The sequence below is a fragment of the Thermithiobacillus plumbiphilus genome (genome assembly GCF_038070005.1).
Classification (GTDB): domain Bacteria; phylum Pseudomonadota; class Gammaproteobacteria; order Acidithiobacillales; family Thermithiobacillaceae; genus JBBPCO01.
Genome location: NZ_JBBPCO010000001.1, coordinates 329,735 through 352,591, shown reverse-complemented (window position 1 = coordinate 352,591; position 22,857 = coordinate 329,735). Strand labels below are relative to the sequence as shown.

The 22,857-nt window shown below is 59.2% G+C and carries 20 protein-coding genes; 7 read left to right on the top strand and 13 right to left on the bottom strand.

Annotated elements, in window-relative coordinates:
• Positions 1-111 precede the first annotated feature (111 nt).
• Together WOB96_RS01665 and WOB96_RS01660 are read right to left on the bottom strand one after the other, a co-directional pair.
• Positions 112-504, bottom strand: coding sequence for a tyrosine-type recombinase/integrase (locus WOB96_RS01665; RefSeq protein WP_341369524.1), 393 nt, complete (start codon positions 502-504; stop codon positions 112-114).
• Positions 505-647: 143 nt separating this feature from the next.
• Positions 648-1,337: a hypothetical protein gene (locus WOB96_RS01660; RefSeq protein WP_341369523.1), complete on the bottom strand. Its 690-nt coding sequence runs from the start codon at positions 1,335-1,337 to the stop codon at positions 648-650.
• A gap of 480 nt (positions 1,338-1,817) precedes the next feature.
• Here WOB96_RS01660 and mug point away from each other — a divergent pair, with 480 nt between their 5' ends.
• The 3 genes from mug to WOB96_RS01645 all read left to right on the top strand — a co-directional run bounded on the left by mug (position 1,818) and on the right by WOB96_RS01645 (position 6,871).
• Complete coding sequence (gene mug / locus WOB96_RS01655; protein ID WP_341369522.1) at positions 1,818-2,324, top strand: G/U mismatch-specific DNA glycosylase; 507 nt, start codon at positions 1,818-1,820, stop codon at positions 2,322-2,324.
• Positions 2,325-2,400: 76 nt separating this feature from the next.
• Entirely contained in the window at positions 2,401-6,084 is a 3,684-nt protein-coding gene (gene metH, locus WOB96_RS01650; protein WP_341369521.1) for a methionine synthase, read from the top strand.
• Positions 6,077-6,871 carry a class I SAM-dependent methyltransferase gene (locus tag WOB96_RS01645; protein WP_341369520.1) on the top strand — a complete coding sequence of 265 codons (795 nt, stop codon included), beginning with the start codon at positions 6,077-6,079 and terminating at the stop codon, positions 6,869-6,871. Before metH ends, WOB96_RS01645 begins: the two co-directional genes overlap by 8 nt.
• A 37-nt stretch (positions 6,872-6,908) precedes the next feature.
• Here the strand turns inward: WOB96_RS01645 and WOB96_RS01640 are convergent, their stop codons facing one another.
• The 4 genes from WOB96_RS01640 to WOB96_RS01625 form a co-directional block, all read right to left on the bottom strand.
• Positions 6,909-7,748 (bottom strand): mechanosensitive ion channel family protein, encoded by an 840-nt coding sequence (locus tag WOB96_RS01640; RefSeq protein ID WP_341369519.1) that lies wholly within the window; start codon positions 7,746-7,748, stop codon positions 6,909-6,911.
• A gap of 88 nt (positions 7,749-7,836) precedes the next feature.
• Positions 7,837-8,217 carry a hypothetical protein gene (locus tag WOB96_RS01635; RefSeq protein WP_341369518.1) on the bottom strand — a complete coding sequence of 127 codons (381 nt, stop codon included), beginning with the start codon at positions 8,215-8,217 and terminating at the stop codon, positions 7,837-7,839.
• Between the two features lie 133 nt (positions 8,218-8,350).
• Entirely contained in the window at positions 8,351-8,587 is a 237-nt protein-coding gene (locus tag WOB96_RS01630) for a hypothetical protein (protein WP_341369517.1), read from the bottom strand.
• Entirely contained in the window at positions 8,584-8,880 is a 297-nt protein-coding gene (locus WOB96_RS01625) for a hypothetical protein (RefSeq protein WP_341369516.1), read from the bottom strand. The genes WOB96_RS01630 and WOB96_RS01625 overlap by 4 nt, the downstream gene beginning before the upstream one ends.
• Before the next feature lie 302 nt (positions 8,881-9,182).
• Between WOB96_RS01625 and WOB96_RS01620 the strand changes: the two genes are divergently transcribed.
• Together WOB96_RS01620 and WOB96_RS01615 are read left to right on the top strand one after the other, a co-directional pair.
• A complete protein-coding gene (locus WOB96_RS01620) occupies positions 9,183-10,625 on the top strand; it encodes an HDOD domain-containing protein (protein ID WP_341369515.1) in 1,443 nt (480 codons plus the stop codon).
• A gap of 122 nt (positions 10,626-10,747) precedes the next feature.
• Positions 10,748-11,479 (top strand): HugZ family pyridoxamine 5'-phosphate oxidase, encoded by a 732-nt coding sequence (locus WOB96_RS01615; RefSeq protein WP_341369514.1) that lies wholly within the window; start codon positions 10,748-10,750, stop codon positions 11,477-11,479.
• Positions 11,480-11,481: 2 nt separating this feature from the next.
• On the opposite strand, the gene WOB96_RS01610 is transcribed toward WOB96_RS01615, so the two are convergent.
• The 4 genes from WOB96_RS01610 to glgC are packed head-to-tail and all read right to left on the bottom strand — an operon-like array spanning position 11,482 to position 15,950.
• A complete protein-coding gene (locus WOB96_RS01610; RefSeq protein ID WP_341369513.1) occupies positions 11,482-11,892 on the bottom strand; it encodes a DUF948 domain-containing protein in 411 nt (136 codons plus the stop codon).
• Positions 11,893-11,920: 28 nt separating this feature from the next.
• Entirely contained in the window at positions 11,921-12,874 is a 954-nt protein-coding gene (locus WOB96_RS01605; protein ID WP_341369512.1) for an ROK family protein, read from the bottom strand.
• Between the two features lie 43 nt (positions 12,875-12,917).
• The gene (locus WOB96_RS01600; RefSeq protein ID WP_341369511.1) at positions 12,918-14,627 is read right to left on the bottom strand and encodes a glycoside hydrolase family 57 protein; all 1,710 of its coding nucleotides are present in this window, start codon (positions 14,625-14,627) and stop codon (positions 12,918-12,920) included.
• 39 nt (positions 14,628-14,666) lie between these two features.
• Positions 14,667-15,950 (bottom strand): glucose-1-phosphate adenylyltransferase, encoded by a 1,284-nt coding sequence (gene glgC / locus WOB96_RS01595; RefSeq protein ID WP_341369510.1) that lies wholly within the window; start codon positions 15,948-15,950, stop codon positions 14,667-14,669.
• Between the two features lie 162 nt (positions 15,951-16,112).
• On the opposite strand from glgC, the gene glgB reads away from it, so the two are divergent.
• Positions 16,113-18,278: a 1,4-alpha-glucan branching protein GlgB gene (gene glgB, locus WOB96_RS01590; RefSeq protein ID WP_341369509.1), complete on the top strand. Its 2,166-nt coding sequence runs from the start codon at positions 16,113-16,115 to the stop codon at positions 18,276-18,278.
• Entirely contained in the window at positions 18,279-19,598 is a 1,320-nt protein-coding gene (locus WOB96_RS01585; protein WP_341369508.1) for a hypothetical protein, read from the top strand. It abuts the gene before it with no gap.
• Positions 19,599-19,604: 6 nt separating this feature from the next.
• Here the strand turns inward: WOB96_RS01585 and pgl are convergent, their stop codons facing one another.
• Genes pgl through gnd form a run of 3 tightly spaced genes read right to left on the bottom strand, consistent with a single transcriptional unit; the run spans position 19,605 to position 22,719 of the window.
• Positions 19,605-20,309 (bottom strand): 6-phosphogluconolactonase, encoded by a 705-nt coding sequence (gene pgl, locus WOB96_RS01580; protein ID WP_341369507.1) that lies wholly within the window; start codon positions 20,307-20,309, stop codon positions 19,605-19,607.
• Positions 20,310-20,311: 2 nt separating this feature from the next.
• A complete protein-coding gene (gene zwf, locus WOB96_RS01575; protein ID WP_341369506.1) occupies positions 20,312-21,781 on the bottom strand; it encodes a glucose-6-phosphate dehydrogenase in 1,470 nt (489 codons plus the stop codon).
• A complete protein-coding gene (gnd, locus tag WOB96_RS01570; protein ID WP_341369505.1) occupies positions 21,778-22,719 on the bottom strand; it encodes a phosphogluconate dehydrogenase (NAD(+)-dependent, decarboxylating) in 942 nt (313 codons plus the stop codon). The genes zwf and gnd overlap by 4 nt, the downstream gene beginning before the upstream one ends.
• Positions 22,720-22,857: the final 138 nt, after the last annotated feature.

Genomic DNA, 22,857 nt, shown 5'->3' with positions numbered 1-22,857 from the left:
ATGGTCAGCAGCAATCGAGAGAACAGCGGGGTATCAATGATATTCGATCATGTCAAACTATGATACGGCAGCGCCGTATAACCTGCAAGAAGGCCAGCACTCTGCATTGATCTAGCCCGCCCTGGTCAGCGGCACGACGTCAGCGCCGGGCTCGGCATCCTCCAGCAGTGCGAGCTTGCGCGCCCAGGTGTCCAGGGCTTGGCGCTTCTCGGCATCATAGGAATGCCGGTCATAGACGGCTGTAATGCCTTGCTCGGCATGGTTCAGGATCTTGGAAACCGTAAGCCGGCTGATGCCAATGCCGGTCATGTGGCTGGCTGCCGTGCGCCGCAGGTCATGCGGGGTAAAGGGTGCTATCCCGAAAGCCGTCAGATTGTCGCGGATTGCCTGACTGGCCGCAGCCACGCCCATGGGCCTGTCACCTCGCGGGGAGGGGAAGACATACGCGCCGCCATCAGCCAGCGCCCGCGCCAGGATCTCCAGCGCCAGGGGGGAGAGCGGCACACCTTGCCATGATCGTTGGTCTCCCAGACCTCGTAGCGCTCGGTTCGGGGCTTGAGATTGAACAGGCCCTTTTCGGTGAATTTCATGCCGGTGCCTCCCGGGGTAGCGTTCGGAATCGGCACTGGCATCGTTGCGATCAAGGTTCATTGCAGGTAAGTGTAAGCATGGATCGAAGGTAGAAACGGATCAGGCTGCAGATGCGTGTCACGGCGCTGGCTACGCTTTGTGCGTTTCTGACGGTCCTCGGCAATCGGGGTCAGTTCCGGCAAGGGCTCGCCAGGTCTGGCCGGATAGAAGAGGGGCAGAGATGCACGAACCTGCATCATCTGCTTGTCTGGCCAGAATATATTCGCACGGGCATGCGGCCTGGCACGCCCGATTACGCCCAGGGGCGTATCCGGCTTCAAGCCCGAAAGCTTTTCGAGCTGCCAGGCGATATGGGGTTGGTCTGCCCCCAGGGCTTCGAGACGCCGGCGCGCCTCCGCGCAATCGATTCGATATACCTTCTTGGATTCAGACCAGGCAAACCAGACCGCCGCTGGCCGCGCCGAGAGTACCGGTATGTGCCGCCAAGCCTGCAGCCGATGCAGGCGGGCATGCCCCAGGCGGGTCAGGGTATGCTGGTCGGCTTGTGCCCGCCGTGTCCGACCCTGCGCGCTGGTCAGTTCAACTGTCTGGCCTTTTAGTGCCATGAGCGCTTTTCGTACTGCATCCTTGTGACCATTGACCACCTCTGCCAGCGCCAGTAATTCATCACTGGCACCAATCAGCCCCGGCAGTATCACAGCCTCATTGCCAATCTGGCCATCCTCATAGTCAATCTGGGTAATCAATGACGCCACTTTGTTTCGAGCGTCAGCATCCCACAAGTCGGCGGATGCCCAGGCCGCAAACCTTTCAGAACGGACGAGATGGGCAAATTCGAAAAGAGAAGATTCCAGCTTCGTCATGGCTTGGTGTAGATCCATTTCCGCATACAAGGTTGTCATTCGCTGATCTCCAGCTTATACCTACTCCTAATGATCACTATGCTACAAATTGTATTTATTTTTATCCTACTTAAGTTTTAAATTGAGTTGAGATGGTAATTTGATTATGTAAATGTGAAAAATTATGAGTAGGTATAAATGCCTGCTGCATCGTTCCAGTCCGGGTATTATCATTCATGATCAGAATATGAAAGTGGCAGGATCATAGGTCGCTTTTACTCTGGATGATGGATCATGTTCGTCGATTTCGCTTCAATGAAAGGAGCCGGCCATGCCATACAAGGAAATTTCCGCTCTCCCCAAGGCGCAGGTGGGAGGACCAGTTTGAGCATTCCCGACCTGATCGCACCGGATCTCGACGTACTGTTTTGCGGTATCAATCCGGGCCTGCATTCGGCTGCCCTTGGCCATCATTTTGCTCGGCCCGGCAATCGCTTCTGGCGCGCGCTCCATGAATCCGGTTTTAGCCCGCGTCAGCTTACGCCCGCCGAAAAATCCAGGCTTCTGGAATATGGGCTCGGAATCACTGTGCTGGTGCAAAGGCCTACGCGCAGGGCAGCGGAATTGCAAATTGAAGAGTTGCGTCGGGGTCTAGGAGAGCTGGAAAGGCGGGTAAGCCACTGGCGCCCGCGCTATCTGGCCTTTCTTGGGGTGGGGGCTTTCCGGTTGGTCTTTGCATGTCCCGGTGCCCAGCCCGGCCTGCAGGATTTCCGCCTGCAGCAAAGCCGCGTCTGGCTGCTGCCCGAGCCCAGCGGCCTGAATGCCCATTACCCGCCACAACGCTTGGCGGCCTGTTTTCGCGAGTTCCTTGAAGAGGTGCGGCGCAGCTGATCCCACTGCTCCGTCCAGCCCTGTCCTGTGTGCCCGATTCCGCTATAATCAGGTTTTTGCTCGCGAGGGATAGGATTTGGACCGGAACAAGCGCATCGGACAGCTGGCTGACAGGGCGCGGGAGCGCATTCTGATTCTTGATGGCGCCATGGGCACCATGATCCAGAAACACCAGCTCCAGGAAACTGATTACCGGGGCACGCGCTTTGCCGACTGGCCCTCGGACCTCAAGGGCAACAACGATCTGCTGACGCTCACGCAGCCTGCCATCATCCGTGGCATTCACGAGGCCTATCTGGATGCGGGCGCGGATATCATCGAGACCAATACCTTCAATGCCAATGCCATCTCCATGGCTGATTACGGCATGGAGGCCCAGGTATATGAGCTCAATTTCGAGGGCGCCAAGCTCGCCCGCGCCGCCTGCGATGCCTTTGAGACCGATGAGCGCCCGCGCTATGTGGCGGGCGTGCTCGGTCCCACCAGTCGCACGGCGAGCCTGTCGCCGGACGTCAACGATCCCGGTTTCCGCAATATCGATTTTGACACCCTGGTCACCACCTATCTCGAAGCGGTGCGCGGCCTGGTGGATGGCGGCGCGGACATGCTGATGATCGAGACGATCTTCGATACCCTCAACGCCAAGGCCGCCGCCTTTGCCATCACCCAGTACTTTGAGAACGAGGGACTCAAGTTGCCGGTGATGATTTCGGGCACCATCACAGATGCCTCGGGCCGCACGCTTTCGGGCCAGACCACGGAGGCCTTTTATAACTCCCTGCGCCATGTCGAGCCTTTTTCGATTGGCCTGAACTGTGCGCTGGGCGCCAAGCAGTTACGCCAGTATGTCGAGGAGTTGTCGCGCATCTCCGAAACGCAGGTCTCGGCCCACCCAAATGCCGGCTTACCCAACGAGTTCGGGGAATACGATGAGTCTCCCGAGGCCATGGCCCGCGAGATCCGCGACTGGGCGGAGTCCGGCTTTCTGAACATCGTCGGTGGCTGCTGCGGCACTACGCCCGATCACATCCGCGCCATCGCTGAGGCGGTTAAAATATTTCCGCCGCGCGCCATCCCCGAAATCGAACCCGCCTGCCGACTTTCCGGTCTGGAGCCCCTGGACATCACGGCGGAAAGCCTCTTTGTGAATGTCGGCGAGCGCACCAACGTTACGGGCTCGGCGCGGTTCAAGAAGCTCATCAAGGCCGGTGACACCGAGGCGGCGCTGGAGGTCGCGCGTCAGCAGGTCGAAAGCGGCGCGCAGGTCATCGACATCAACATGGATGAGGGCCTGCTGGATTCCCAGGCCGTGATGGTGCGTTTTCTGCACCTGATCGCCAGCGAGCCGGATATCTCGCGCGTGCCGATCATGATTGATTCGTCCAAGTGGGAGGTGCTGGAGGCGGGGCTCAAGTGCATTCAGGGCAAGGGCATCGTCAACTCCATCAGCCTCAAGGAAGGCGAGGACAGGTTCCGCGAGCAGGCGCGACTGGTGCGCCGCTATGGCGCGGCGGTGGTGGTCATGGCCTTTGATGAGACCGGGCAGGCCGACACCCAGCAGCGCAAGATCGAGATCTGCGCGCGTGCCTACCGTATCCTTACCGAGGAAATCGGCTTTCCGGCCGAGGACATCATCTTCGATCCCAATATCTTTGCAGTCGCCACCGGCATCGAGGAGCACAACAACTACGGCGTGGATTTCATCGAGGCCACGCGCGCGATCAAGCAGCAACTGCCGCATGCCCTGATCTCGGGCGGCGTGTCGAACGTGTCCTTCAGTTTTCGCGGCAATGATCCGGTGCGCGAGGCCATTCATGCCGTGTTTCTCTATCACGCCATTGGTGCGGGCATGGACATGGGCATCGTCAATGCCGGCCAGCTTGCGATCTATGAGGAGATCCCGGCGGAACTGCGCGAGCGGGTGGAGGATGTGGTGCTCAACCGTCGCCCGGATGCCACCGAGCGACTGCTGGAAATCGCCGACCAGTATCGCGCCGGGGGCGGTGAGAAGCAGCAGGAAACCCTGGAATGGCGTACCTGGCCGGTGGAAAAGCGGCTGTCTCATGCTTTGGTCAAAGGCATTGCCGATTATGCCGAGGTAGACGCCGAGGAAGCGCGCCAGCGGGTGAATCATCCCATCGAGGTCATCGAAGGCCCGCTGATGGACGGCATGAATGTGGTCGGCGATCTGTTTGGCGCTGGCAAGATGTTCCTGCCTCAGGTGGTGAAGTCCGCGCGCGTGATGAAAAAGGCCGTGGCCTATCTCATCCCCTATATCGAGGCACTCAAGACCGAGGGCAGCCGCGCCCAGGGGCGCATCCTCATGGCCACGGTCAAGGGCGACGTGCATGACATCGGCAAGAATATCGTCGGCGTGGTGCTGCAATGCAACAACTTCGAGGTGATCGATCTTGGCGTCATGGTGCCGGCGCAAAAGATTCTGGATACCGCTCGCGAGCGCGACGTGGACATCATCGGGCTTTCGGGCCTGATCACGCCATCGCTGGAAGAAATGACCCATGTCGCCAAGGAAATGGAGCGTCAGGGTTTTGAAGTGCCGCTCTTGATCGGTGGCGCGACCACCTCCAAGGTGCATACGGCGGTCAAGATCGAACCCGGCTACAAGCGCGGACCGACGGTCTATGTGCCGGATGCCTCGCGGGCGGTTGGCGTTGCTCAGAGCCTCTTGTCTCCGGAGCGGCGCGATGCCTACATCGCGGGCATCCGCGATGAATATACCGGGATTCGCACCGCGCGCGCGGCCCAGAGTGACAAGCGCAAGAGCGCCTCGCTCGAAGCCGCTCGGCAGAACCGGGTGCCGATCGACTGGGCAAGCTATACCCCGCCGAAACCCAGCTTTCTGGGCATCCGCAGTTTTGAGGATTACCCGCTACAGGAACTGGTCGAGCGCATCGACTGGACGCCCTTTTTCCAGTCCTGGGAGCTGGCCGGCAAGTACCCGCGCATCCTGGATGACGAGATCGTGGGGGAGGAGGCGCGCAAGCTATTTGCCGATGCCAAGGCGATGCTCCAGCGCATCGTCTCGGAAAAATGGCTGCAGGCTCGTGCTGTGATCGGCTTTTTCCCGGCCAACCAGGTGAATTCAGACGACATAGCACTGTATCGGGATGACTCCAGAGCCGAGCGCCTGACCACCCTGCACATGATTCGCCAGCAGATGGATCGTGGTAGCGGGCGCCCCAATGTCAGTCTCGCCGATTACGTCGCGCCCGAAGGGACGCCTGATTATCTCGGTGCCTTCGCCGTGACTACCGGCATCGGTATCGAGGAACATCTGGCGAGGTTCGAGGCCGACCACGACGATTACAATGCCATCATGCTCAAGGCCTTGGCCGACCGGCTGGCCGAGGCCTTCGCCGAGCGACTGCATGAGCGCGTGCGCAAGGAATTCTGGGGCTACGCGCCCGACGAGCAACTGGACAATGATGCCCTGATTGCCGAGCAGTACCAGGGCATCCGCCCAGCGCCCGGCTATCCGGCCTGCCCGGATCACACCGAAAAGGCCACGCTCTGGGAACTGATCCGCCCGGACCAGCATGCCGGCATCAGCATCACCGAAAGCTTTGCCATGCTGCCTACGGCGGCTGTTTCAGGCTGGTACTTCAGCCATCCGGAATCCCGTTACTTCGGCACGGGCAAGATACAGCGCGATCAGGTGATGGACTATGCCCGACGCAAGGGCTGGACCGAAGCCGAGGCCGAGCGCTGGCTGGCGCCCATTCTAGGCTACGATGCCTGAGTCGGGGGGCGGGGCAGGTCATGCGCCAATCCCGCTGGTCTGCCCGGATCCTGCCTTGTGGGAGTGGGCAGAACATTTTGCCGGGAAATATGGCTTTTCCATCCATGAGCGGCCGCCCAGTGAAGCGGATATCGTTCTGCTGCTGACGCCTGAGCGCCTGCAATTGCAGCAATTGGGGCCCGATGCGCCCGGCCCGGTATTCGTGGATTTCGCAGGCGGTCGGCTCGACTTTCGTCGGCGCCACGGCGGGGGCGTCTCGCAACCCCTAGCGCGCGCCGTGGGTCTGAAGGGCGGGGAGCGACCGCTGGTACTCGATGCCACGGCAGGGCTTGGGCGCGACGCCTTCGTGCTTGCCAGCCTGGGCTGTCGGATTACACTGCTGGAGCGGCAGGCTGCCATTGCGGCCCTGCTGGCGGATGGCCTTGAAAGAGCCGCAGCCGTACCGGAACTGGCCGGCATCGTAGCGCAAATGACGCTGCGAATGGGCGAGGGCGCGGCGCTCATGCAGGTCGTCAGTGAAGCCGAACCCCCCGACACCATCTATCTCGATCCCATGTACCCGCCGCGAAACAAGCACGCTCTGGTCAAAAAGGAAATGCAGCTATTGCACCGGGTGGTCGGTCAGGATCTGGATGCTGCCAGCCTGCTGGAACAGGCCCTGCATTCAGCCAGGAAACGAGTCGTGGTCAAGCGGCCGCGCCTGGCGGAGCCCCTGTCAGGGCCCACACCAACATTCTCGATCGATAGCCCCAATACCCGCTATGACGTTTATCTCCGACGAACATGAGTGCCTGACAGTCATCATTATCTCTGACAGCGCCCAGCTATCGGTCAATGCGCCGCCTCTCCGGTGGCACTGGCTGAAATTCTCCGAGGAAACGCCGCAGGATGGCCTGTTCCAGCCGGTCGCGTGCATGATCTGGGGTGGGGAAACGCAACAGCAGATGAATGACTTCCGGCGCGGGCAGGGTTACCAGCACCCTCGGCTCAGGAGCCGGGGTACTGATGCCATATCTGCCTTCCAGGTTTTGCATGTGTTCGCGCACCTCATCCAGAAAAGGGCCGCATTCCATTTGCGCGGCCTCCAGCAGAAGCTGCTCTGCGTATTGCCAGTCTGTGTCCGAGGCTATCGGGATCGTGAGCACCTTCACCGTGAACCTGCCAATATAGGATTCGTTGTAGATCGGCTGACTCAGCATCAGGCTGTTGGGAAAGGTCACGGACCGCCCGGTATACTGGTTGGAGATCACCTCCATCACTGTCGTGCCGAGCAGAGTCTGATCCACGACCTGCCCACGTATATCATTGATTTCGATGACATCCCCGATGCCATAGGCATTCGTGCCTGTGCGGAAAATGGTGCCGAGTACGCAGAGAATCAGTTCCTTGGTGGCAATGACCATGGCCACGGCCAGGGCCACCAGCGAGACCGCAAAAGTCCGTATTTCCGAGGCCCAGATGAACACCGATCCCAGGAGAAAAAGAAAAATCAATCCATTACGGATGTTGACGGAAAACTTCCTGCGCTTGTCGACACCCAGCCCGGTCTGGTGGCGGAGGCCGCGCTCGCTGAGATGGCGTACCAGCAAAAGGAGAGCAATCAACAGCCCGGTCAATACGAGATTGGTGACGAGTTTGTCGGGACCGGGCAAGGCAAAGGTCATCAGTTCAGGCCATCAGAGCAAGGGGGAATTTACGGAAATGATACGGGAATGACAGCCGGGAGGGTAGGATACACTCCCGGCCGGTATCTCAGGCCGGAAGCTTGCCTTTGAAATGAACGACATTGGTGTTACCAATCCTGACCTGCTCCTGCACCTGTAACAGTTCATTATTGGCTTCCGTCAGCACCTTCGTGAGCTTGGTGGTGGAAAGCTGGGATATCTCCAGCAAGGCTTCACTGGTAGCAATGGTGTGTTTCACCTTGTAATAGGCAAGCTCAAGCAGCAGCGTCTTGGTACATTCTTCGAGATCATCCCTGCTCAACTGACGCACCGACTGTGACATCGTATCAATCAACTCCTGCAGGCGGTTGACACTGAGCCGCAATGCAGTGGTTTCCGGCCGCTCCTCGGCTGCGCGCATGAGGCTCGCCAGCGTCTGTTCGCGAAACAGTTGCTCGGACAGTTGCATGATTATTCCTCCCCTATATTGCTGTTGTATAAAAGTAAAAAATTTGGGGGGCGGGAAGAAGGGACTTTCGTCCTGAATCTTTCAGGCAACCTACATCCGGGATGGGGATATCGCCCTGTTGCGCCTGCCGGGTTCAGAGCGCGAGGGAGTAGTTGTCGTCAAACAGGCAATTCATGCTGGCGGTCTGCAGGTTTTCGTGGGAACATCCATGGAACAGGCAGTTCTGGAAGTAGGTTTCCCGGCTGCTCTCATCCACCGAGATCCGGCAGTTAAAAAAGGAACAGGCAACGAAACTGGGCGCTGGTTCACCAGCACCAATGCGGATTTCTGCGCCATAGATCTTGGCGCCCTGGATTGTAAGGGCACTCATGCGCAACCTGCCTGTGCCGATTCGCCAAAGCTGTCCTGATACGTTGATCCAGACCAGCGAGCATCATTGAAAACGACCACCTTACGTTTTTCATCGTACCGGCAGGCCAGATGTTCCGTGCTGCAGAGGGTGCGAATGCGTTGGCAGATGTTCGCTGGTAGCCGGCCAGCTTCCATGGCCTCGTCCTGAATGACCGGGAATATTTCGGTCAGGGCGAAAAAGGGCACGACACAGTTGCCGTTGGCCTTGATGCTTGCCTTGATCACTGCCAATAGTCGATTGGTATTTTGCATTTCCTGATCCTTGATAATTTCTAATGACTTTTTTCTTTTATGGTGAAAGCATAGCTTTTTTCCCTCTTTAGTACCTCAGACGAAAAGAGGATATGTGTGATCAGCTGTAACAAATCCACAACATCACCGAGAACAGCCTGTCCTGGCTGAACTCACGCGCAAGGGGTGAAGTTGGACATTGATATGATATCCTGGAATCCGGCTTGGCTGGTGAACATGGGAAACAATATGGAATAGGCTGAAATATCGTTGAAAATGGGAATGTATGAATTTTCATTATTTAATAACTTTAGTGACAGCTAATGAAATCCTCGCAAAAGCCAGGTAAAAAGCTGGACACCCAAACCTGGATCACGGCCGTTTCCGAGCAGCAATTGCCGATTCTGAGAGCAACCCTGCACAGCTTCTCTGCCATCGTTGATGACGAGCGTAGCTCGACCATGCGCCTGACCCAGGCCATCCTGCAGGATGCTGCCCTGACTACCCGTATTCTTCGGGCGGCCAACAGCTCTTTCTATAATCCCTCGGGCCGCACCGTCAGTACTGTCAGCCGCAGCCTCATATTGCTCGGAACCGATCTGCTCAAGAGCATTGCACTGTCCATTGCCATCCTGGATACGGTCCTGTGTGCGGAGCTTAATGAGCGTGCCTCGCAGGTGAGTTCACGGGCCTTCCACGCTGCCGTGCAGGCAAGGGCCCTGGCAGTGGTGCGCGGCGATCCCGCACCTGAAGAAGCGTTCATAGCTGCATTGCTGCTGCCCATTGGCGAGCTGGCTTTCTGGTGTTTTTCCGATGGCCTGGGCCTGGTCGCCGATGAGGCCTTGAAGCAGGGAATGTCCCTTTCACAGGTGGAAGAAGAAGTGATCGGCTGCCGCTTTCAGAGACTCACCAGTGAACTGGCCCGCGAATGGAAGCTGAATGCTTCGCTCCTGGAGGTGCTGCAAGATCCACAAGGGCGCCAGCCACGAATCCAGTCAGTGCGTCAGGGGCATGAGATTGCATTGCTTGCTGAAAGGCATGGCTGGTCATCTCCCGAAACAATGAAATTCAGCACGGATCTGGCGACAGCGCTGCATAGGGATGTCGAGGAGGTCCAGAAGTTTCTGCAGGAAAATGCTAGGGCCGCGGATGAATTGCTGCGCCAGCATGGTTTTGTCGGCCCGGATCCTGGACAGGGCCAAGCCGAGATAGTCGAAGCAAGGGAAGCGGCACCCGTCTGGCTGCCTGCCGACCCAGCCTTGCAGTTGCGCATCCTGCGTGAACTGACTCAGGTGTTTTCCGATGACAGCCCCTTGCAGATGGTGCTGGAGATGGTGATGGAAGGGCTGTTCCGCGGGCTTGGTCTGGATCGCGTCGTTTTCGCGGTACTGTCCGCAGACAAACAGGTATTACAGATTCGCTACGTGCTCGATGCCGGTAACCCACAAGCAGATACCGGCCAGAAAATCCCGCTTAGAGCCGGCGGCGAACTGCAGGCGCACCTGGACAGGGCGGCCTGCATCTGGCAGAAACAGGTCGCGCCTCTCGCTGCCCGGGATCTGGGCCTTCTGGCCGGTCCTTCACCAGCCAATGGATATTTTCTCGGCCCGGCCATCATCCGAGGCAAGACGATCGGGGCCTTCTATGGTGATCGTCAGGCAAGCGGACGGGCACTGGACGAGGACAGCTTCGAGGGTTTCAAGCTTTTCGTGCAGCAAGCCCGCCTTGGCCTTGAGCATAAGCAGCGGCCTGGCAGGGGCGGCTGAGAGGTGTTCCAGTCTTCCGCTTAGTTTGAAAAGTCATTATTTGCTTGTATCCCGGAAACACTTGCGATTGAATCAGTTCTTCGGTGGATCAAGCACCCAGGCATGGCAAGGAGCCCATTGAAATGAATCCGTCAGAGAATCCCGCTGGGCAGGCAAGACAGATCGTGCGCAGCCATGCCGTGGGCGCCCTGTCCACCCTATCTGTCGCCATGGAAGGTTTTCCCTTTGGCTCGGTAGCCACCTATGTTCTGGATCATCAGGCGCAACCGGTGTTCCTGCTGTCCGACCTCGCTCAGCATAGCCGCAATATCAAGCATGACCCGCGATCGAGTCTGCTGGTGCTGGAATCGGGCGCGGAGGAAGGCGTACTGGCCCGGGGCCGGGTAACGCTGGTCGGTGAAACCAGCGTCTTCGAGCCTGACGCACACCTGCGCGCGCGTTATCTGCGTTATTTCCCGGAAGCTGCGGGATTCATGGAAACCCACGATTTCCGGTTCTACCGCATGGATGTGGCGCGGGTGCGTTTTATCGGCGGGTTCGGCCGGATTCACTGGATAGAAGGCGCTGCCTATCAGGCCACCATGCTTGATGAACTGGCTGCAGCGGAGGCGGGGGCGCTGGCGCACATGAATGCAGATCATCAGCAAGCCCTGCGGGATTATTGCCGGTTTTATCATGGCATCGAAGCCAGCGGGGAAGTTCGTATGCTGGGAATCGATGCGGAAGGCTTCGATCTGCTGTGCAAGGGGCGCCGCCTGCGCTGTCAGTTTCCAGCGCCGATCCAGGCGGCGGGCGAGATGCGTGGCGTGCTGGTTGAAATGGCGCGTACCGCGCGCCAGGACGCCGAGGGATAGCTCTAGTCGAGCGTAGCCGTAGCCTTCTGCAGCAGTCGTTTGGCCTTGTTGCGCCGTTTCGACTGATGGCGGTTGTAGAGGAACTTTGCTCCTACCAGGACCAGGCTGCTCTTGCCCATATTCTCGCCGGCCATGTACAGACCCTGCATCGACTTGTGCGCCACGAGATCAACGCCATGAAGGGCCTTGCCGACCAGCCTGACCTTGTCGTCGGCGCTGCCGCTAAAGGATTGCACCTTGCCCAGCAGTTGATGCACCTGCGCGCTGCGCGGGCCAACTTCGTTTTCAACCCGCTGCAACAGGCGGTTGGCCGCATTCAGAGTCTTGAGACCCAGCAGGGTGGCAACCAGGCCTACCAGCAGAAAGATGATCATCGAGATCGTGATGATGCCCCAGGCCAGTTCGTTATCCATTCTCGTTCTCCCTTTCAAGGATTGCGAATCAAGCTGCTCCCGTGCCGGGCAGGAGTCTTGCGGCCAGCATGGCCGCACCAAGAATCCCCGCGCGGTCCTCGCTACGCGATGCTTCGACGCGAATCTTCCCTCTGAGCGCCGGGATCAGATCCGCCTCCAGACGCTGCCGGAGCGCCGGATAGAATAGATCCCAGGCCGCGGCTACACCACCCCCGATCACGACATATTCAAGATCGAGCACCTTGAGCATGTTCGCCAGGGCATACCCAAGGGTATCGCCCGCGAGCTGGAAGGCAGCAAGTGCATGCACGTCCCCCTGTGCTGCGCGTTCGGCGATCTGCTTTGTATTGAGCCGCTCGCCCGGCACTGCCGCGGCATAGCTGTTCTGGATGCCGGTGGCAGAGGCGTATTGTTCCAGGCAGCCCTTGTTACCGCAGCCACAAAGCCTGCCACCGGGGTCCACGATGATATGACCGACCTCCATGGCCACCCCATGTTCACCCGGGAAGGGCGAGCGCCCCAGTATCAGGCCACCACCCACCCCCGTACCCAGCCCCATGAAAATCATATTCTCGACCATGCCGCCGGTAAGCGCATATTCACCATAAGCGGCTGCCAGCGCGTCGTTTTCCAGATAGACCGGCAGCCCAGAATGGGCGCGCAATGGCGTCACCATATCCCAGTCGTGTAGTCCAGGCATATTGGGCGATTGGCTGAGGCAATGGGTTTTCGGGGAAATGAAGCCCGGAAAGCCGATACCGATGCCCTGTATCCCGGGTTGGGCATGCAGGGCCTGATCGATGCCCGCCTTGAGCAGATCCAGCAATTGGCTGGTTGCCGCTGCAGGACTATCTGCCCGTCTGAAGAGTTCGGACAGCAGGGCGGGCACGCGGACATCCCAGCGCAGCGTGCAGTCCTCATAAACACCCAGACGCAGATTGGTGCCACCTACATCGATGCCAAGAAACAGGGGCTTGCTCATGGGTGGGGTGTATCCTCCCTGGATCTGCGGAAAGCGGATGTGATCAGTGAACCTGACCAGGACGCATGACACCACCTGATGCGGGGTGCCCGGCGCCGACACTGATCGTGTCTTCAAGCACCCTGGGGACAGGTAACTTGATCAAACGATACAGGTTCGCCAGATTGGCACGATAGAGTGCGTCGAAATCCCGTACCGTATCATCCGGATTATAGTCTCCAAACCACCAGAACCAGTCCGACCCTTCGCAGATGGCAAGCTGGTGCAGGGCCGGGGTAAGCTGCGCTGGATTGAGTTCGCCCCGGGCAATGACTGCGTCGAATGCGGATTTGGCATCGCAGAGCAGTTCCCAGGCGCGATTCTTGTCCGGCGAGCCGATCCAGGTGCTGAATGTCCCGTAAACCCAGCTCCCGGCGACAACCTTGTCCAGGCTGGCTGGGCAGGGTGCTTGCGAATTGACCAGATAATCACGGTAGGTGCTCATTTCGATGCCGGGATGCTCGGCCAGGCGCTGGTAGAGACCCGACAGAAAGTAAAAGCCGTTGTAGGGGTAATATTCCCAGGCATTCTCGCCATCGAGGATGATGGAGACCACCGGATCCGGTTGATCCGCGCTGAGTTCCCGGATCTTTTCAAGCTCATGCACGAAATGATCCACCGCATCCCGGCCAAACCAGCGGGAATACTCGAAGCCGATCAAATCGGACAGCCTGTCGTCGCGGAAGAAGCAACAGATGCCAGCCCTCCCATCACTCACACGATAGGGCTGATACAGATACTCAACCCGATCCGGCAGTTCACCTTCTATCTGCCGGCGCAGACTGTTGGCAAGCACACCCTCACCGGTGGCGGCCCATTGCAGACCCTCATGGGCCATCAGATGCAAGGTGGCATCCGACACCCCGCCCTCGGCCGGCCACATGCCGGTAACTTCATGCCCGAACAGCTCACGATGAGACTGTTTTGCTGCCTCGAGATGCCAGCGGGCGCGCTCGATGCCTCCAGGATAGGCCTCCCTTGCCGGGAGCGGGGCATCCAGGCTTTCCGCTGCAACTTTGAGATCCTGCAACAAGGGTAGAATGGGATGAAAATAAGGTGTTGTCGAAAGCTCTATCTTCCCTGAATCCGCGAGCCGCCGGTAGCGCGGGATCAGGTCCGCGAATACCTGTCCGTAGATGTGGATGAGCTGCTGCCGGTCCGCTGGCGTGAATCCATGGCCCTTGGCCATGAGCGAGATGATTTCAGGATGACTGCGGCGCACGGTCTCGCCGGTCCAGGCAAGGTGATACCAGGTGACCAGATCCGCAAAATATTGAACAGACAGATACTCCAGGCTGTCCGCATCGCTCTCCACGGTATGCTGATAAAGCTGCTGCAGGTGACGGTAGCCCGGAAAGGGATCAATCAGATGTTCCTGGTTGGCGCGAAAGCAGCTCGATAGAAGCTGCCTTCTGTCATCCTGACCGAGAGTGCCGAGATCCGGCAGGGCCAAAGCCCTGAGCAGGGGATCGCGAAAGTTGCCGTTTTCAAATTGCTGGCAGTAATCCGCGAGCTGGTCGAGCAGGATAGGCACGAAATTGACCACGGCCCGGGCACCCGGCACCTGCTCCAGGTGCCAGGCCATGTCGGTGTAATCCTTGAGGGCGTGCAGATAGGTCCAGGGCAGGGCAAAATCGCCACTGCTCATCTGTCGGTACTCGGGTTGGTGCATGTGCCAACAGAAAACGACCTTCAGCTTGCGCTCAGGTGACATGAAAGATCCTCGGCGACATGGCCGTCGCGGTAAACGCCTCTAGCGGGGCGCTGCATGCAGTGGTTGACCCAGCATCTCCGGGGTGATCAGCGTGATGCCCTTTTCGGATCGGTGGAATCGACGCGCATCCTCTTCCGGATCTTCTCCAACCACCAGCCCGGCCGGGATCAGCGTGCCCTTGTCGATGATCACCCGCCGCAATCTGGCGTTCTCGGCAATCCGCACATTGGGCAGAATGACCGCCTCATCTATTTGGGCGCCACTCTCCACGATGACATTGGAAAACAGCAGTGAGTTCCGCACCCTCGCGCCGCTGACGATGCAGCCGCCCGAGATCATCGAGTCGGTGGCCATGCCGCGTCGGTCCTCTTCGTCGAAGATGAACTTCGCTGGCGGCAACTGTTCCTGATAGGTCCAGATGGGCCAGTTGCGATCATAGAGGCTCAGCTCGGGCGTGACACGCGTCAGCTCCATGTTGGCCTCCCAATAGGCATCCACGGTACCCACGTCGCGCCAGTAATTGGAGAGGAATCCGCTTTCGTCATGCCGCTGGTTGCCGAACCGATGGGCCTGGACCTTGTATCTGGAGGCAATGTGCGGGATCAGATTGATGCCAAAGTCATGCTGTGACTCGGATTCCTGGGCATCGCGAATCAGTTGCTCATAGAGAAAATCCGCATTGAAGACATAGATGCCCATGCTGGCAAGGATGCGATCCGGCTGGCCCGGGATCGGGGTTGGATCTTTCGGCTTTTCCTGGAATCCCGTGATGCGGTCTTTTTCATCCACGGTCATGACCCCGAAGGAGGTGCTTTCATTGGCAGGCATCTCGATGCAGCCAACGGTCAGGTCCGCCTGTGAATTCACATGGCTGGCCAGCATCTGGCCATAATCCATCTTGTAGATGTGGTCACCGGCCAGCACCAGCACGAATTTCGGGTGATAGGAACGCAGGATGTCGATATTCTGATAAACGGCGTCTGCCGTTCCCTTGTACCAGCTTTCCGCCAGGCGTTGCTGGGCGGGCATGATCTCGACGAACTCGCCGAACTCACCGCGCAGGAATCCCCAGCCCCGCTGGATGTGCTGAATGAGGCTGTGCGCCTTGTACTGGGTGACCACGCCGATCTTGCGGATGCCGGAGTTCAGACAATTGGACAATGGAAAGTCGATGATGCGAAACTTGCCACCGAAGGGGACGGCTGGCTTGGCGCGCCAGTCGGTGAGTTGCTTGAGTCGGCTGCCGCGCCCTCCAGCGAGAATCAGGGCTACGGTGTTTTGTGTGAGGATACTGACGAAACGTGCGGAATCCGGCATGAGCATGCGAGCTGTTTCCCCCTATCGTACGAAAGTTATATAAATAAAATCTAGTTATAGCTCAAAGCGATCCATAAAAAATAGCCCAAAGGTCCGATTGAGATCCCTTGCCCAGGGCTTTTCAATGACTCCCTTTGGATAACAAAAATTCCCTTCGGAAGGAAGTGCATGGATTCCCAGCTTCAGGCAATCATCGACGCAAGGCACCACGATCCCTTTTCCTTCCTTGGCCAGCACCAGCATCAGAAAAAATGGATCATCCGGACTTTTCTTCCGCATGCCAGCCGGGTGGAGGTGGCGGGACCTGCTGGGTGGGAGCCGCTCGAAAGGCGGCATCCGGCAGGCTTGTTTGAACTGGTCCGGCCTGAGGCACTGAGCAGGCCATATCGATTGCGCTGGGAAGCTGACGGTCATCTCCACGAATCCTTCGATCCCTATTGCTTTTCTCCAGAGATATCCGCTTTCGATCTGCATCTCTTTGCCGAGGGCCGACTTTGGGAAGCATACAGGACCTTGGGTGGCCATGTCGTGGAGCAAGAGGGTATCCATGGCGTCCGCTTCGCCGTCTGGGCGCCGAATGCCGAACGGGTCAGCGTGGTGGGTGACTTCAATCGCTGGGATGGCCGCGTGCATCCGATGTACTCGCATGGCAGCAGCGGGGTCTGGGAACTATTCATTCCTGGCCTGGAACCCGGCGCACGCTACAAGTTCGAGATCCGCAACCGCCATTCGGGGGCCGTTTTCCTCAAGACCGACCCTTATGGCAGCCGGTTCGAGCACCGGCCCGGCACCGCCGCCGAGGTCTTTTCCAGCCATTACGACTGGCAGGACGGGCAGTGGATGCAGGCACGTGCCAGTTGGGACTGGCAGACCACGCCGATTTCCTGCTATGAGGTGCATCTGGGTTCCTGGCGGCGAGGGGAGGGTGGGCGTACACTGAGCTATCGGGAAATCGTCGACCAGATCATCCCATACGTCAAGGAGATGGGTTACACGCATATTGAGCTCATGCCCGTTGCTGAACATCCGCTGGATGAGTCCTGGGGCTATCAGGTGACGGGCTATTTTGCGCCGACCAGCCGCCATGGCAGCCCGGATGATTTCCGCGACTTTGTGGACCGCTGCCATCAGGCCGGCATCGGCATCATCCTCGACTGGGTGCCGGGCCATTTCCCAAAGGATGCCTGGGCGCTGGCGCGATTCGATGGCACGGCCCTCTATGAACATGAAGACCCTCGCCTGGGTGAGCATCAGGACTGGGGGACCTACATTTTCAACTATGGCCGCAACGAGGTCAGGAGCTTCCTGCTCGCCAACGCGCATTACTGGCTTTCCGAGTTTCACATCGACGGCCTGCGGGTGGATGCCGTGGCCTCCATGCTCTATCTCGATTATTCCCGCAAGGCGGGGGAGTGGCTGCCCAACCGCTTTGGCGGGCGCGAAAATATCGAGGCCATCGATTTCCTGCGTGACATGAACGTCTTCGTGCACGAGCGCCATCCGGGCGCGGTGACCATTGCCGAGGAGTCCACCGCCTGGCCCATGGTCTCGCGCCCGACCTACATTGGCGGGCTGGGCTTCAGCATGAAGTGGAACATGGGCTGGATGAACGATACCTTGCGCTACATGAGCCAGGACCCGATTCACCGGCAGTATCATCACAACGAGATCACCTTCAGCCAGATCTACGCCTATAACGAGAATTTCGTGCTGCCGCTCTCGCATGACGAAGTGGTCCATGGCAAGCGCTCGCTGCTGGACAAGATGCCGGGCGACGCCTGGCAGAAGTTTGCCAATCTGCGACTGCTCTTTACTTACCAATACACCCATCCGGGCAAGAAGCTCAATTTCATGGGCAACGAAATCGGACAGGGGGCTGAATGGCAGGTATCGGGCAGCGTGCATTGGGATCTGCTCTCACGACATTGGCACGAGGGCATCCAGCGGCTTTCCCGCGACCTGAATCATCTGTACATGCGCGAACCCGCCCTGCATGAGCAGGACTTCTCGCAGCAGGGATTCCAGTGGATCGACAGCAATGATGCGCATCATTCGGTGCTGGCTTACCTACGACGCGACACCGCCGGCGAGATCCTCGTCGTGGTATTGAACTTTACGCCCGTGCCGCGTCCAAATTATCGTATCGGCGTACCACAGGGCGGGACCTATGCCGTGATCTTCAACAGCGACTCAGGCTATTACGCGGGCAGCAATGCCGGCAATGGTGGCACGCTGCAGGCAGACAGTCAGGAATGGATGGGTTTTCCCTATTCCCTTTGCCTGGATTTACCACCACTCGCAGGATTGATTCTAAAACCACAACAGGAGGGGTAGGTGAGCATTTTCAGCCGGATTTCCATCAACAGTGACAACTTCATGGCATCGGCCGTGGGCGAGCATGGCATCCGTGAGGAAGACCTGATCGCACAGGGTGACCGGCTGGATGGCCTGCGCGAACGGTTGCGCATCTGGCGTGATGGCAAGGAACCTTCCTTTCTGGGCCTGCCATTCCAGACCGACCTGGACGAGATCAAGACGCTCGGCAACAGGATGCTCAAGCGTTTCACCAGGTTCATCGTCTTTGGCATCGGCGGATCGTCGCTGGGCGGCAACATGCTGGTGCAGACCCTCGGCCGGCGCAATGACCGCCGCCGGGTGCGCTTCTATGACAATGTCGATCCGATCACGCTGGAGTCCCTGGACCGCATCGACTGGAACGAGACCCTGCTGATCGTCATCTCCAAATCCGGCAATACCGCTGAGACCATTGCCCAGTTCCTGACGGTATTGCCGCGCATGGAGCGCGAACTTGGTGCCCAGTGCGTGCATGAACATGTGCTGGTGATCACGGAAGAGCCCAAGGGCGCCCTGCAGCAGATTGCCGAGCGCCTGGAAATCCCGGTCATTCCGCATCCCGCCGTGGGGGGGCGCTATGTGGTGCTGTCAGCGGTGGGCCTGTTGCCGGCCTATCTGGCGGGCGTGGATATCGATGGCGTCATGGAAGGCGCACGCGCCATGGCGGATCGTTGCTGCCAAAAGGACATCCGCGAGAATCCCGGGCTCTGGCAGGGGGCCGCGCAGTATCTTCTGGCGGAAAATGGCAAGACCATCAGTCAGTGGATGCCCTATTCCGATCACCTGACCCTGGTGGTGGACTGGTACCGGCAACTCTGGGCGGAGAGTCTTGGCAAGCACGATCCCCAGGGGCGCGAGCGCGGGCTGACGCCGGTCAGCGCTAAGGGCGTGACGGATCAGCACAGTCAGTTGCAGCTCTTTCTCGACGGCCCTTCCGACAAGCAGTTCACCTTCCTGACCTCGCCCGACCTGCTCACCGCCGGCGAGCGCATCCCGACCCGTTTTGCCGACCTGCCCGCGGTCAAGCCCCTGGTGGGGCATACCACCGGCGAACTGTTCGGCGCGGAATTCCTGGGTACCCGCGAGACGCTCAGCCGTCGTGGCCGGCCCAACCGCACCCTGAGCCTGCTGCAGGGCGATGCCTTCGCCATCGGCGAGCTGATCATCCTGCTGGAAGTGGAAACTGTGGTGGTCGCCGAACTGATGGGGATCGATGCCTTTGACCAGCCGGCCGTGGAGGAAAGCAAGGTGCTGACACGCAAGTATCTCGATGAAATGAAGACCATCCGGGGGCTTTGAGCCCCTTTATCCCGGCCAGGCCGCCTCATCCAGCCAGATGTCGATACCTTGGGCTGGCTTGATGGCACTGGCCGGAATGTTATCCCCGGCGCGCCAGCGCCTGATGGCATCCCGCTTGCCTTTACCCGTCACATACATGAAAACCTGTGGCGACTGGCTCAGGGCGCGCGCGCTCATGCTGACCCGGTCTGGCGGCGGCTTGGGCGAGTCGTGCACCGGCAACACCAGCGGTGCATCCGTTGCCTCGCCCCAGTCGTGATCTGGAAACAGGCTGGCGGTATGGCCGTCCTCGCCAAGCCCCAGATGAATGAGATCCAGCCGTTTTGCCTCGGTCAGCAGCCTGGCATATGCACTCGCGGCGGCTTCGGCACCGAGTTCCGCAGGCATGGGGTGGACCTGTGAGGCGAGAACAGGCACATGATCCAGCCAGGCCTCAAAGGCCATGCGGCTGTTGCGCTCGGCCTCATTGATCGGCAGGCAGCGTTCATCACCCCAGTAGAGGTGCCAGGCAGACCAGTCGGTGTCCAGCTCGCGCAGCGCCTTGTAAATGGCAATGGGCGTGCTGCCGCCGGCCAGCACCAGATGGAAATCTCCGTGAGTGGAAAGGGCTTCATGCGCAATACGCCCGATGGCGGCTGCGGCATGCCGGACCAGCATGTCGGCATCCGGATACAGATGCCAGCGTCGTAGCTGCTCAGTCGCGGTCTGCATGTTCAGAACTCGTTGCGCCAGCTCTGATCCTCACTGTCAAAGAGCCTTGCGGCCTCTGGCGGCCCCCAGGATCCGGCAGGATAGGTGTGGATGAATTCGCGTTCCTGCGACCAGTTCTTGAGAATGGGATCCACCACCCGCCAGGCCCATTCCACCTCGTCGAAGCGGATGAACAGGGTGCGATCACCCTCGACGACATCCAGCAGCAAGGCCTCGTAGGCATCCAGCGGCTGTTCGCTGTCCATGCGATAGGAGGCATTCAAGTGTGCGGTGCGGGTATCCATTTCCAGGCCCGGCAGGCGTACCTGCAACTCTGCTTTGATGGTTTCCGTGGGCTGGATGGAAAAAGTGATCCAGTTCGGTTCGATGCTCTCGATGGGGGTTTCACGGAACAATTGCTGGGGCGGTTGCCTGAAACGGAGGGCAATGCCCGAAGCCTGCTTGGCCAGGCGCTTGCCGGTGCGCAGATAAAAGGGCACGCCACGCCAGCGCCAGTTGTCGATATACAGTTTCAGGGCGACGTAAGTCTCGGTGACGGAGTTAGCTTCGACACCTGGCTCTTCCTGGTAGCCTGCCACCCCCTGGCCATTGATGTGGCCCGGACCATACTGCGCGCGCAGGGCCTGGGCGTGAATGGCGCGACGCGGGATGGGCCGGATGGAGCGTAGCACCTTCACCTTTTCATCGCGCACGGCATCGGCCTCCAGGGCCGCCGGAGGCTCCATGGCCACTAGGGTCAGGAGCTGCATCAGGTGGTTCTGGATCATGTCGCGCAGGGCGCCGGCGCGGTCGTAGTAATCCGCCCGGTTCTCGATGCCGATGTCCTCGGCCACGGTGATCTGCACGTGATCGATGAAGTTGCGGTTCCATAGCGGCTCGATCATGAGATTGGCGAAGCGGAATACGATGAGATTCTGCACCGTTTCCTTGCCCATGTAGTGATCGATGCGGTAGATCTGGTCCTCGTTGAAGTATTTGTGCAGGCGTTCGTTCAACATCAGCGCGCTTTCCAGGTCATCGCCAAAGGGCTTTTCGATGACGATGCGATGCTTGCCCTTGTCCTTGTTGAGGCCTACGGCACCGAGATTGCTGACCACCTCGCCAAATTCCGTGGGCTTGATAGCCAGGTAAAAGATAGTGTTGCTCGGCGTGGTGATTTCCGTCTTCCCCAGGCGATAGGCAAGCTCCTGATAGGAATCGGCATTATCGAGCTCGCCGCGGACATAGCTGAAGCGCTTGCAAAATTTGCCAAACAAGGCGGCATCGAAGTTCCTGAGCCGCTTCTGGAGTACCTCCTGCATGTGGGCATTCCAGGCAGCAGTGTCCCACTCGCGCCGGCCGAAAGCGAAAAAGGTCAGGTCCGGCGGCAGCCGGCCGGCCTGTTCCAGGTGATAAAGGGCAGGGAGCAGCTTCTTGGTAGCCAGATTGCCCGTGGAACCAAAGATCACGAAATGGCAGGCGCCTTCGATCATCCCTCACCCCCGGGGCTGAGATCCATCACCGGGGCATTGGTCACGGCATGGCCGCCAAAACCCTTGCGCATCATGGCCAGCAGCTTGGCCTCGTAATCAAAGTGCCCCTGGCTGGCGAAACGCATGGCCAGCGCCAGGCTGATCACCGGGGCGGGCACGCCCTGCTCGATGGATTCCATCGCCGTCCAGCGACCTTCGCCGGAATCGGCCACCACCGGCGCGATATCCTCCAGCCCCTGGCCTTTTTGCAGGAATTCCGCCGTCAGATCCAGCAACCAGCTGCGCACCACGCTGCCGTGGCGCCACATTTCGGCAATCTTTGCGAGATCGAGGTCGAAATCCTTGCGCCCATGCAGTAACGCGAAGCCCTCGGCAAAGGCCTGCATCATGCCGTACTCGATACCGTTGTGGACCATCTTGACGAAGTGCCCGCTGCCTGCCGGCCCGCAATGCAGCCAGCCCTTGTCCGGGCCGGGCGCCAGGATCCTGATGAAGGGCTCGACCCGCGCAACCACCTCGGGTTTGCCGCCCACCATCAGGGCATAGCCATTTTCCAGGCCCCAGATGCCGCCGGAGACGCCGGCATCCATGAAATCGATGCCATGCTTGGCCAGCATTTCGCTCCGAAGCATGGAATCCTTGTAGAAGGCATTGGCGCCATCCACCAGGATGTCCCCCTTGGAGAGCAACGGGAGCAGTTGATCGATGTGGTTCTGGGTCGCCTCGCCGGCTGGCAGCATCAGCCAGATGATGCGCGGCGCGGGCAGCTTGTCCACCAGCTCCTGCAGGCTGTGTGCCGCCACCAGACCTGTCTCCTGGGCCATGCTGTCGGTCAGTGCGGCGCTACGGTTGTAAGCCACCACGTCGGCATTGCCCCGGCGCAGGCGACGCGCCATATTTCCGCCCATGCGACCCAGACCCACGATGCCAATCTGCATGTTGGAACCTCCATATCGGGAGAGTACTTATAAAATGATTCTATAATGAATCATTATCGAACCAAAGTGGCAACCTGCAAACCTTAGTGGTATGAACTGTCCGTGCTTTACGGATAGACTTGAAAGCCTCACTAAAAT

Coding starts and splice junctions, on each gene's coding strand:
- gnd (WP_341369505.1), bottom strand. CDS start 22,719: ATGCAGATTGGCATCGTGGGTCTGGGTCGCATGGGCGGAAATATGGCG.
- WOB96_RS01600 (WP_341369511.1), bottom strand. CDS start 14,627: ATGTCACCTGAGCGCAAGCTGAAGGTCGTTTTCTGTTGGCACATGCAC.
- zwf (WP_341369506.1), bottom strand. CDS start 21,781: ATGATCGAAGGCGCCTGCCATTTCGTGATCTTTGGTTCCACGGGCAAT.
- WOB96_RS01620 (WP_341369515.1), top strand. CDS start 9,183: ATGAAATCCTCGCAAAAGCCAGGTAAAAAGCTGGACACCCAAACCTGG.
- WOB96_RS01625 (WP_341369516.1), bottom strand. CDS start 8,880: ATGCAAAATACCAATCGACTATTGGCAGTGATCAAGGCAAGCATCAAG.
- glgC (WP_341369510.1), bottom strand. CDS start 15,950: ATGCTCATGCCGGATTCCGCACGTTTCGTCAGTATCCTCACACAAAAC.
- pgl (WP_341369507.1), bottom strand. CDS start 20,309: ATGCAGACCGCGACTGAGCAGCTACGACGCTGGCATCTGTATCCGGAT.
- WOB96_RS01635 (WP_341369518.1), bottom strand. CDS start 8,217: ATGCAACTGTCCGAGCAACTGTTTCGCGAACAGACGCTGGCGAGCCTC.
- glgB (WP_341369509.1), top strand. CDS start 16,113: ATGGATTCCCAGCTTCAGGCAATCATCGACGCAAGGCACCACGATCCC.
- WOB96_RS01630 (WP_341369517.1), bottom strand. CDS start 8,587: ATGAGTGCCCTTACAATCCAGGGCGCCAAGATCTATGGCGCAGAAATC.
- WOB96_RS01610 (WP_341369513.1), bottom strand. CDS start 11,892: ATGGATAACGAACTGGCCTGGGGCATCATCACGATCTCGATGATCATC.
- WOB96_RS01605 (WP_341369512.1), bottom strand. CDS start 12,874: ATGAGCAAGCCCCTGTTTCTTGGCATCGATGTAGGTGGCACCAATCTG.
- WOB96_RS01640 (WP_341369519.1), bottom strand. CDS start 7,748: ATGACCTTTGCCTTGCCCGGTCCCGACAAACTCGTCACCAATCTCGTA.
- WOB96_RS01615 (WP_341369514.1), top strand. CDS start 10,748: ATGAATCCGTCAGAGAATCCCGCTGGGCAGGCAAGACAGATCGTGCGC.
- WOB96_RS01645 (WP_341369520.1), top strand. CDS start 6,077: ATGCCTGAGTCGGGGGGCGGGGCAGGTCATGCGCCAATCCCGCTGGTC.